Annotated in this window: 7 protein-coding genes; 2 read left to right on the top strand and 5 right to left on the bottom strand. The window is 70.9% G+C overall.

Going from position 1 to position 11,383, the window contains the following annotated elements:
• Positions 1-346: 346 nt before the first annotated feature.
• Both OG521_03735 and OG521_03730 read left to right on the top strand, forming a co-directional pair.
• Positions 347-1,600, top strand: coding sequence for a PAS domain S-box protein (locus OG521_03735; protein WUW19939.1), 1,254 nt, complete (start codon positions 347-349; stop codon positions 1,598-1,600).
• A gap of 277 nt (positions 1,601-1,877) precedes the next feature.
• Positions 1,878-4,562 (top strand): LuxR C-terminal-related transcriptional regulator, encoded by a 2,685-nt coding sequence (locus OG521_03730; GenBank protein WUW19938.1) that lies wholly within the window; start codon positions 1,878-1,880, stop codon positions 4,560-4,562.
• Positions 4,563-4,567: 5 nt separating this feature from the next.
• Here the strand turns inward: OG521_03730 and OG521_03725 are convergent, their stop codons facing one another.
• From OG521_03725 to OG521_03705, 5 genes are all read right to left on the bottom strand, one after another.
• Positions 4,568-5,509 (bottom strand): GNAT family N-acetyltransferase, encoded by a 942-nt coding sequence (locus OG521_03725; GenBank protein ID WUW19937.1) that lies wholly within the window; start codon positions 5,507-5,509, stop codon positions 4,568-4,570.
• Positions 5,510-5,737: 228 nt separating this feature from the next.
• Positions 5,738-6,085: a YciI family protein gene (locus OG521_03720; protein WUW19936.1), complete on the bottom strand. Its 348-nt coding sequence runs from the start codon at positions 6,083-6,085 to the stop codon at positions 5,738-5,740.
• A gap of 50 nt (positions 6,086-6,135) precedes the next feature.
• Positions 6,136-7,041, bottom strand: coding sequence for a virginiamycin B lyase (locus tag OG521_03715; protein ID WUW19935.1), 906 nt, complete (start codon positions 7,039-7,041; stop codon positions 6,136-6,138).
• A gap of 704 nt (positions 7,042-7,745) precedes the next feature.
• On the bottom strand, positions 7,746-8,447 hold the full coding sequence (locus tag OG521_03710) for a L,D-transpeptidase (protein WUW19934.1): 702 nt from the start codon (positions 8,445-8,447) through the stop codon (positions 7,746-7,748).
• A 96-nt stretch (positions 8,448-8,543) separates the two neighbouring features.
• Positions 8,544-10,724: a choice-of-anchor A family protein gene (locus tag OG521_03705; GenBank protein WUW19933.1), complete on the bottom strand. Its 2,181-nt coding sequence runs from the start codon at positions 10,722-10,724 to the stop codon at positions 8,544-8,546.
• Between the last annotated feature and the right edge of the window lie 659 nt (positions 10,725-11,383).

Genomic DNA, 11,383 nt, shown 5'->3' with positions numbered 1-11,383 from the left:
CGTGCGTCCGGGAAACATCGGAAGGAGACCTCGCCCGTGACATGGCGTGTCTGCCCGCACACACAAGGGAATCAGGCGAGAGGGGGCCGGAATGACGGTGAAGGCGTGCAACGGTCAGGCAAATGCCAGAGTTGCAGGCCGCGTAGAAGGATCGTGAGAGTTCCGGGAGGCCCGCCGGCGCGTCACGGGTGAGGCGCCCGCACTCCTCAGGTCGGCCGAGAACCGAGCATGCGCCGGATCGGGACGGGATACACATTGCGATGGCAACCCGTGTCAGTCAGTCGACCGAGGACGGAACATCACTGTGGACGATCACGCGCTCAAGGCACTGCTTGAACATCTACCCGTGTCCTGGTGGGAGGTTGACGGGCAGTGGCGCGTTCTGGAGCGAGGTGGCGGCGCCTTCGCCGACCTGGGTACGGCGCAGCGGTTCCTCGACCGGTTGCGGCAGGAACTGTCGGATCCGGGCTCCTCGACCGCGGACGGCCACCGGCGGACCCGGTTCGACGGCCGCACCTTCGACGTGACCTGGTCACTGGACGGGGCACGTGGCCAGGGCCGCAGGCGCGGGCTCGCGGTGGAGGCCGACACGCGGCCCGAAGTGCCGCGCCGTTACGCCGCGTTCGCGGACTTCGCCGACCTCGCGCCCGCCGCCGCCTTCATCCGGGACCGGGAGGGACGCTATCTGTGGGCCAACCACGCCTACGCGCACCTCTACGGCACGACCCCGCAGGAGGTCGTCGGCAAACACATCGAGGACTTCGACTCCCCGGCCGACGCCGTGCAGTTCCGCGCGCTCGACCAGGAGATCCTCGCGCGCGGCAGGCCGGTCCGCCACACGCTCGGCTATCAGCGCGCGGACGGCACCACCGGGCAGGCGGCGGGCCACCGCTTCCCCGTGGAGGAGAACGCGGAGACCTGCGTCGCCGGGATCTACGTGGACATCACGGAACACACCCGCGCGATGGTCCAGCGCCGGGAGGCCGAGGAGAACCTGCAGGCGCTGCGCGACCACAGCGGGCTGCCGTGCGCGCTGCTGTCGGCCAACGGGCGGGTCGTGCAGGCGAGTGCGGCAGCCGCTGAGCTGTTCCGGACGAGCCTGGCCGATCTCGTCGGCCGCCGTGCGCACACCCTGCTCGCGCCCGCGCCCGACCTCGGCCAGCTGCACCGGAGATGGAACGGGCTGATAGCCCGCAGGGTGAGACGGGTGGAGACGTCCGCCGTGTTCGTCGACCTCCAGGGGCGGCAGCGCCGCGTACAGCTCCACCTGACGACGGTCGGGCGCTCCGCGGCGCGGGCCCGGCACGTGTGGGCCGTCGTCACCCACCAGAGCCTTGCCCACGCGGCCCATCCGCCGCTCACCGCCGCGCAGGTCCGCATTCTGTCCCTCCTCGCCGAGGGCAGCAGCAACGGCGAGATCGCCACGTCACTGAGGCTGTCCCGGCAGACGGTCGACTACCACCTCAGCCGGCTCCGGGAGATCCTCGGGGCCGCGACCAGGCCGGCCCTCGTCGCCCGCGCCTACGTACTGGGCATTCTGGCGCCCCGGGCCTGGCCCCCGCGCTCCGTCACGGCTACCCACCCCCTCAGTTCCACCTGAGCCGCCGCTGCCCCGGAACCGTATCGGGCCATCCGCGCGGGAGAGCCGCCGTCCGCCCTGCTCCGAAAGTCCGCACGATGATCCGAACGAAAGCGCCCGGGGCGGCAGTCCCACGCCCTGGACCGGCGCGCACGTGCGGCGAGAGCGCGGACGGAGAGTGCCCCCCTCCCCTCGCGTGCGATCGGTGAGAAGATCATCGAGACCCTCGCGGCGTGCTGCCGTACGGCGCTGTCGGAATCGGGAGGGTCGATCGAAGCGCTGAGGAACGGGGCGAGCATTGCAGGGGAGAGTCGCGGAGCGGGACCGCATGGATCAGATGCTCGCCGACACCCTTCGGGGAATGAGCAGCGCATTGCTGGTCCGCGGTGAGGCGGGCATCGGGAAGACAGCCCTGCTCGACTACGCCGCCGGGCGGGCGGACGGCATGCGCGTGCTGCGCGTCGAAGGCGTCGAGTCGGAGATGGAGCTCGCGTTCGGCGGGCTGCACCACTTGTTCCTGCCGGTGCTGCATGTCGTCGACCAACTGCCCGGCCCGCAGGCTGCGGCGATGAGGGCGATATGCGGACTCACCGACGACGTCGTGCGCGATCGTCTCACCGTCGGCCTGGCCGTCCTCACCATGCTGTCCGAGATCGCGGACGAGAGGCCCCTGTTGTGCCTGATCGATGATGCGCAGTGGCTCGACCAGCCATCGGTGGACATGCTCACCTTCGCCGCGCGCCGACTGCGCACGGAGGGCGTCGTGATGGTCTTCGCCGTCCGCAGCGGAGCCCGCGGCGCCGATGTTCGAGGGCTGCCCGACCTCCTGCTCGAAGGATTGGACCGGGTGGCGGCGGAAGAACTGGTTGCCGACCTGCCCCCCTACGTCGCTGATCGGATCATCGAGCAGTCACAAGGCAACCCCCTGGCTCTCATCGAACTGTCCGCCGCGCTCACCCTTGCCCAGCGGGAGGGGCAGCTGAGCCCCCTGCCGGTCCCCGAGGTGACGTCCCGGCTCACGGGCCGCATGCAGGACGCGTTCCTGACGCAGATTGCCGCTCTACCTCGGGCCACCCAGATGGTGCTGAGCGTGGCAGCCGCGGACGACACCGGAGAGCTGCCGCTGGTACTCGCGGCCGCAGGCCGACTCGGTGCCGTGGTCGAGGATCTCGCCCCTGCGGAACGCTCCGGGCTCGTCTTCGTGTCTGGCGAGATGGTCCGTTTCCGGCATCCCCTGGTCAGGTATGCCGCTTACCAGGGGGCACCACTCGCCGGCCGCATCGCGGCACACAAGGCGCTGGCGGATACGTTGGCGCCCTCCGGGCATGCGCACCGGCGCGCCTGGCACCTGGCCGCTGCGTCGACGGGCCCGGACGAGCAGGTCGCCGACGAGCTGGAGCGGGTTGCCGAATGGGCCGGCAGTCGGCAGGCCATGGCGTCCGCCTCCGCAGCCTACGAACGCGCGGCCCAGCTCACGGCGGTTCCGCAGCGTCGCGCGCGCCGCCTCATCTGTGCCGCGCAGAAGGCGAGCGACGCCGGCCAGGACAAGCGGTGCGGGGCGCTGGCCGACCAAGTGCCTCTTCCTCTTCTCGACCCTGACACGGCGGCGGATTTCGCGCGGGTGCGAGCCGTCGTCGAGCTCGGCTACGGCAGGCCGGAGACTGCCGGCCGCATCCTGCTTGAGTGCGCCGACCTGATCGGCCCCAACCGCCCCGACAGCCTTGCACCGCTCCTGGTCGACGCGGTTCATGCGGCCTTCTCCGCGGGCGACGCGGGGCTGATGACCGAGATCGGAGCCCGCGCCCCTGACCTGCTGGTGGTCGATGTGGCAGCACGTCTGTTCACCGACGACCCGACCGGCGCGCTCGGCTCCCTCCAAGCGTTGGTGCGGGCCGGCAGGGAACCCGGTACCGGGTTCATGGACCGGCTGATGACCGGGATCTACTGCCACGTCGTCGCCGACCACGCGGCCGCACACGAGATGGCCGCCGCCTCGGTCGCCCACTGCCGCGACCACGGGATCAGCGGCTGGCTGCCCACAACACTGCACCTGCTCGCCCAGGCTGAGCTGGCACTCGGCCGGCACGAAGAGGCAACGGCAAGCGCCGCCGAGGGACTGCGACTGGCCGAGTACTACAACCTGGACCACCGGGCCGCGCACCTGCGGGCGGTCCTGGCGACACTGGCCGCCGTCCGGGGGCAGGAGCACGACAGCCGCACCCTGGCGCAGGAGGCCCTGGACTACACGCGACCGCGCGATGTCGGACGGGGCACAGCGGACGCCCTGTGGGCACTGGGCCTGCTGGAGCTGGGCCTCGGGCGGCCGGAATCGGCGCTGGAGCTGCTGGAATCGGCGCAGAAGCAGGTGGACCACCCCCTGCTGACCATGTTCCTCCTGCCCGACCTCGTCGAGGCTGCGGTGCGCGCCGGCCGTCCCGAGCGGGCCGAGGAACCAACCCGCCTCCTCGGCGCGTGGGCGGCCGCCGCTCCCGGGACTCTCCTCGACGCCATGGCCCTGCGCTGCCGGGCCATGGTGAGCCAGGACGACAGGGCCGAAGAGCACTTCACCGCAGCCGCGCACCTCCATCATGGCCGCGGCGACTTCGAACGGGCCCGCACCGAACTGCTCCACGGCGAATGGCTGCGCCGGCTCCGGCGAAAGATCGATGCCCGGGATCACCTGCGCGAGGCACTGGAGGTCTTCGAGAGGCTAGGAGCTCGGCCCTGGGCCCGCCGCGCCCGCGCGGAGCTCCAGGCCGCAGGGGGCAGCGCCGACCTCACAGGGCCGGTCGACGGACGGGTCAATCCGTTGAGCCCGCAGGAGCGCGAAGTCGTACGGTTGGCCGCCACGGGTGCGACCAACCGCGAGATCGCCACCCAGCTGTTCCTCAGTCCCCGCACCGTGGGGCATCATCTCTACCGCGCGTTCCCCAAACTGGGCATCAGCTCCCGCACCGAGCTCGCTGAGCTCCTGGCCTCGTGATCCGCTCAGGACTCCGGCGCCGAGTAGATCATCCGGATCTGCGCGGTGCGGTATCCGGCCCGCGCGAAGGCAGCCGCCATCGGCGCATTGCCCGTGTCCGTGGTGGCCGTGATCACCTCGGCTCCGGCCTCCGCGTGGACCCGGGTGATCTCGGCGAGTACCTCATCGACATAGCCGCGTCCGCGGAACTCGGGGATGACTCCCAGGTATCCGACATTGCGGTTGTACGGAGTGGCCGACGGGATCGCCAGGCCCACGGTCTCCCCTTCGGAGTTGCGGGCCAGCCGCCACCAGGCACGCTCCCCCGGGCAGCCGAGATAGAAGTCCATTTCGTCACGGGCCGTGGCCTCGGCCCCCTTGGCCGCCAGGTTCCTGCGGGTCTCGCCATCCAGGCTGCCCACCGCGATCTGTCGGAATACCCGCAGAAACTCCTCGTCGCTCGCCTCCACGAAGTCAAGGCTCCCGTTGACAGCAGGGACCCCTGTGCCGGGTGCCCACTCCAGGCGCAGCCGCTCGACCTCGTCAGTGAGACCGGCCGCCAGGGCGGCGTCGCGCCGCCAGGCAAGAGCGGCCGCGACGGCCGGAGTCTCACGCCAGCCGTTCGGCAACGTCACGTTGTACAGCGGCATCTTGGGTGCGCCCTGTTCGGCGAAGGCTTTCAGACTTGCGGACACCAGCCCTGCCGCGACCGCCGTACGGTCGGGGGCCGAGGCGTCGACGTGCAGGCAGTCCAGGGCAAGGGGGTACTCACCGCTCGGCTGCCCCCACCACAGGGCACGGCCCACCACCTGCCCTGCGTCCTCGGCGATCCAGGTCCACTCCGGCCTGTACATTGCCTGGCCCAGCTCATCGAGGTAGCGATCGGCGGCGATCCAGCTGACGGGTTCGTCGACCGTGACGTCTGTGACCCGGTCGAGGTCGGCTTCGGTCGTAGATCGGAACAGCATGTGCTCTCCCTGGTTGTTCACACAAGTGGTCATGGTTGTGGCGGAGTTGAGGATCCGGGAGTCAGCCGGCATGAGGCGGTGTGGCGGCTCCGGTGACGATCCGGTGGCGCCTGACATGCAGTTCGCTGATCTCGGTCATCAGCCGACGAGTCTTGGCGAGGCGAGCCGGCGGCCGAGAGTCCGCATCGCTGCCCACGGCCGGCGGCGGCCGCCTCGGCACCGTCCGGCTCAGGCGGATTCGAGGAGCGGTCGGAGTTCGAGTGTCTCAGAAGTGGGGAAGGAGCAGGCCAGCTCGACGGCCTCGGCGTGGTCGGTCACCTCCAGCACGAACCAGCCCCCGAGCGTCTCCTCACCGCCGTGTACGGGCCCCTCGCCCACGGTGGCAACCCCGTTCTCCGCCTTCCGTACGGTGATGGCGCTTCGGCGCTCCGTATCGAGCGCGTCGCCGCCCACCAGCTTCCCTGCGGCTGCCGTCTCGCCGATCCAGGTCTCGTATGCCTTCCGGTACAAGTCCCGGTCGGCCTGGATCTGAGCGCGCGAGGCATCCGTCTCGAAGATGACGAGTGCGTACTTCATGGTTCGTTCCTCCGGTCGCTGTTGCTGGTTCTGTTGCTGTTGGCGGGGGGTCAGCCGCCTCGACGGGCTGGTACGAGGCGGGCGAGGGAACCGACTTCCAAGGCTGCCCACAGGGCACCGTCCGGGCCGACGGTGATGCCGTGCGGTTCCGAGGCCGGGGTGGGCAGGTCGTGGACTGTTACGACGCCGTCCGTGCCGAGGGACCCGATGCGGTTGGCACCCCACTCCGTGAACCATGCCGTTCCACGGGAGTCGGTGGTGACGGCGTGGGGGCGGGACGAGCGGTCAGGCAGAGGGTGTTCGGTGATTCGGCCCTCGGGAGAGATCCGGCCGATCTGGCCGGCGGCGATCTCTGCGAACCAGACGTCACCGTCGGGGCCGACAGCGATCCCCACCGGGCAGGCGGCGTCGGTGGGCAGGTCGTGGAGGAGGATCCGACCGTCCATGTCGATGCGGCCGACGGCGTTGGCCTGATTCAGCGTGAACCACATCGCGTCCTGCCCTGCGGCTATCGCGGAGGGGAACGCCCCGTCGCGCGACAGCGGGTACTCCGTGACCGTTCCGTCAGGGGTCAGGCGCCCGATGCTGTCGGTGGCGGTCTCGGTGAACCAGAGCGCACCGTCCGGCCCTGACGCGATACCGAATGGCCCGCAGGAGGCACTTGGCAGCGCGAACTCCGTGACTTGGCCCTCCGTGGTGATCCGGCCGATCCGGTGGGACCGGTATTCGGTGAACCACAGCGCACCGTCGGGACCCGGGGTGATGACGGTCGGCCCGGAGCCGGGGTCCAACTGGTGGATGACCGGTTGCTGTCCGGGCAGCAGGCGGCCGATGCCGCCGCTCTGCACCAGGGTGAACCACAGCGCACCGTCCGGACCCGTGGTGATCCCGTAGGGGCCGCCGTCCCGTCCGGACACGACGTACTCCTCGATGGCGGGTGGCCCGGCGGACGTCACAGCGCCTGCCCCGGCCCCTCGGCAACGGCGGCTGCGATGTCCTGCGGAGCTTGCTCCCTGAGAGTGCGGGGCGGCACGGGACGAACGATGTCTGAATGAGGCAGCACGCGGAATCCTTACCGGCGGCGGGGTTGACGTCATCGACGGTAGGGCCGGCGGTAGTCCGCCGGCATCGGTCACCCCGACTTAACATGACCGGCCCAGGGCCACCCCTGAACGGACCGGTATGCACTCGGCGGTCTTGAACGGGGCAAGTCCTGGTGGTGTGTCGGCAGACGGCGGAGTCCACGGAGACGGCCCGGCCCACGTCGGCGTCGGCCGCGGTCAGGACTGCCAGGAGGACGAGTTCCGGAGTGCCGTCCATGGCCCAGTGATCATGACACGACCGGCGAACCGGCGTCCGTGGTGGCGTGGGCGGCGGAGACCAGCCGGCACAGTCGCCCCCATCCCGCACCGTCCTGCGCGGGCAGTGTCACCCGAAGCGAGGCTTCGAGACGCTCCGCGGCGCCCTCGTCCGGCGACCCGCACGCCTGGTCGAACTACCTCACCGAGACCATCGATCTCTTCGGTGACGAGGTCGAGGCGGTTTCGCCCCCACCACTGGGGCCACGGATGAGTGACAACGTCGCGGAGTTGACCGACAGTTCTTTTGGCGCACCGGCAGTCGGCGGCCACCTTGCCACCCCCGCTCTTTGCCCGGTGCTTCAGTCCGCCGTGCCGGGCTTGACGCCCCACACGTAGACGCGGTCGTCCACCGCGAGGAGGTCCCACAGGGCCGCCGCGTCGTCCACGGTCAGGTTGACGCAGCCCGCCGAGCCGCCGCCGTCGTACAGGTCGCCCGGGTGTCCGTGGAGTGCTTGTCCGCCGTCGAAGAACTGGGCGTACGGCATGGGGGCGTTGTCGTAGATCGTGGAGACGTGGTCGCGGTGGCGCCAGTAGATCGAGTGCCACCCCGGCCGGGTCTCCTGCGCGTCGCGGCCTGTACGGATGGGCGCTGGTCCGAAGACGACCCGCTTGCCCCGCTGCACCCACAGCAGTTGGCGGTCCATGTCGACGCAGGTGACGCGGGAGGACTCGACGGGGCAGTGTCCGGCGGCGTTCGGGTCGGGGGTGGCCTCGACGACGAGCACGGTGCGGTACGTGCCGAGGTCGGCGCGGCCGTCGGCGTGCGGCCGGTCGTGTGCGGTCTGGAAGGACCGGATTGCCCGGCAGTCGGCCATGGACTGGCGGCCGTCCACGGGCCGGCCCAGGTGCTTCTCCAGCTGGCGCTGGTAAGGCCCGGCCGGTGCCGTGCACGGGGTGTCGTCGGCGGAGGCGGAGGGGGCGGCCGCCGAGGGGGCCGCGGTACACAGCAGTGCCGTGGCCGCTGTGGCGACCACGGCACCGATGAGGCTGTTGGGACGCACTGCCGGACCTCCTGGCGGATCAGTAACCGAGTCCTGCCAGCCAAGCAGCGCCCCCGCCCGGCCGCCCATTGATGGGCGGCCGGGCGAGTGACCGGATCAGGCGCGCGCACCCTCGTGGACGCGCTTCTTGCAGTCCTTGCCCTTGCAGGGCTCGCCGCGCTCGTTGGACAGCTCGACGGTGACGCCCTGCGAGCTGTTGGCCTCCGTCACCTCGAACGGCCCCGAGACAGGGTTGGCCGGCAGGACGTATCCCTCCGGGACGGCGGTCTCGCGCAGGTAGTACTCACCGAGGGGCAGATCGTCGAACGTGCACTCACCCGTGTCGTCCGTCGAGCACCCCGCGTCGGCGAGCGTGTCGGGGTTCGTCCCGGCCGTCTGGAGGCCGGGCACGTCGTTGGTCTCGCGCCACAGCTCGAAGACGGCCCCGGCGAGCGGCTGCCCGTTCTTCGCGTCCGTCTTCTCCAGGGTGAGCGAACCCGTGACCGGCGGTACCGGCTCCTCGGTGTTGGCGGCCTCGGCCTGGACGCCGGCGTCGGCGTTGTCCTCGGTCAGCACGAGCGGACCGAACACGGCCGGATCCGGCATTTCGTAGCCTTCGGGAGCCTGTGTCTCCTGCCAGTAGTAGGTGCCGGGCGTGGTGGTCGCGGCGCAGACACCGTTCGCCGGGGTCGTGCACGTGGTGACGAGGGTGTCCGGGTCCGCGCCCGTGGTCTGCAGGCCGTCGACGCCGTTGGTCTCCCGCCACAGCTCGAAGTCGGCACCCGCCAGCGGATCGCCCGTCTCGGCGTCCGTCTTCAGGACCCGCACCTCGCCCGTGACCGGCGGTACCGGCTCCTCGGTGTTGGTGGCCTCGACCTGGACGCCGGCGTCGGCGTTGTCCTCGGTCAGCACGAGCGGGCCGAACACGTCGGGGTCGGGCAGTTCGTAGCCTTCAGGTGCTGCCGTCTCGCGCCAGTAGTACGTGCCCACGGTGGTGGTCTCGGCGCAGACGCCGTTCGAAGGTGTGGTGCAGGTGTCCACCAGGGTGTCGGGGTCCGTGCCGGTGGTCTGGAGGCCGTCGACGCCGTTGGTCTCCCGCCACAGCTCGAAGTCGGCACCGGCCAGCGCGTCGCCGGTCTCCGCGTCCGTCTTCAGGACGCGCACCTCACCCGTGACCGGCTGCGGTCCGTCGCAGTCCGGGAGGTCCCCGTTGAAGGGGTACGCGTGGAACTCCTGGCCGCCACCGCCGGTCGCGGAGCTGGTGTGCGTCACCGAACCGGTGGTGAAGAACCTGCCGTTGACGCCCGGAAGGGACACGGTGGTCATCGAGGACTGCTCGCCCATCAGGAAGCTGCCCTGGAACTGGCCGGTCCCCGCCAGGTCCACGGTGGTGGCGTCCGGGAAGTTCCACAGGAGGCGTTCGCGGTAGGCGTTCAGCGGGTCGGTGTCCGCGATTCCGCCGCTGTAGGTGTTGATCGCGCGGTCGGCCCCGATGACGTTGACCAGGATCGTCGCGTCGTCGGGGATGCTGTCGGGGTCGAAGACGACTCCCTGCTGGCCGCCGCCGTCGGCCGTCAGGTCGAAGTCCACGTTGAAGACCTGGAGGGCGGACGTCCCGTCACCCGTGAAGAGGGTCTGCGTGCCCTGGTTGACCGCGGTCCCGGTCGGAGTCCGGAGCTGCCCGCCGGGCCGGGCGTAGCACTGGCTGGCGTCGGTGAGCTGGTCGCGCAGTCCCACGTAGGGTGCCGCGGCGTCCGGGTCCTGGACGAGGGCCCCGGTGACGGTGCCGGTCTGCGTACCGGCGTAGCGCACGGTGCCCACCTCGTCGACGAGGCCGCCGGTCGTGTCGAGGGTCTGGCCATCGGCGATCGTCACGTCTCCGCCGGTGGTCAGGAAGTCGGAGTCGACGGGCGGCGGGACACGGGATCCGACACCGACGATCCCGAGGTTGTACGAACCGCCCGCCTCCGGGTCCTTGTCCTGGTCGAAGTCGTCGAGCACCACGACCCGGCCCTCGGCCTCGGCCGCCCGGCCGCGTACGAGGAAGTCGTCCCCGACGTAGATGTTGATCGCGTCGTCCCGGCCCGCGAAGTCCCCGTTGTTGATCGGCGGGAACGGGTCCGGGCAGTCGCCCGGCACGCACGGGCCCAGCCCGCCGGGCAGCGGCGCGGCGGCGGCGGGCGCCGCGCTCAGGCCGAGAGTGAAGGCAGGGACGACGGTGGCCAGCACGGCGCAGGCCGCGCCGGTGGCGCGGGCGCGGGCGCGCAGCGCGGCAAAGCGCTTGGGCATGGGTCTCATACGGGCATCCTGGGCAGCGGCTGCGCACCGGTTCCGGGGCGACACGGGCCATTGCCCCGTCCAGCGGCCGACCCCACCCGGACGGACCTCCCCCGGACACGCCCTGCTTCGGATCCTCACCAGCGGCCGGCTCGCGAGGCCAGAAGTCGACGGCTTGCCGTGATCGGTGAGGATCGCACCGTGTGGTTCGCCGACCCCGGCATCACCACGTGGCCGGCCTCGTCCAAAGCAGCGGTGACCTGCAGGAGCTTGTGGCGAAGTGGCCCAGCGGTCGTCCGTCGCCCTTGAGCGCTGCGCGCACCGTCGATGTGACGGATGCTGGAGACGCTGTGCGGAATCCAGGGAGCCGCATGACGCCGTCGGAGCCTGCGGAGAAAAGGGCCTGAGCTGCGGGTTCGTGGCTCGAGTAGTCTTTCTGCTTGTTCTCCGCCGAGCAGGGGGTGGAGCGGACGGCTCGCCCCCCGCATGCCTCCTGACGCGTACATTGCAGCAGGTCAGGGTGGGTGCGGGGAGGCTCGTGCGCCCGGGTGTCGTGGTGGCCGGTCGCTGCCGGGGCAGGCTGCGGTCTCCATTGAATTGAGGGTGACCGCTTGCCCGGGGCACCGGTCTCGGCCCAGGGCCCGCAGGCTCTCGTGTGCGGCCAGACCCTGGCCCCGACG

Origin of the sequence: Streptomyces sp. NBC_01463 (assembly GCA_036227345.1) — a bacterium.
In the GTDB taxonomy this organism is placed as follows: Bacteria; Actinomycetota; Actinomycetes; order Streptomycetales; family Streptomycetaceae; genus Streptomyces.
Note: the sequence above shows the minus strand (reverse complement) of the source record. Positions and strands in the feature narration are given on the sequence as shown.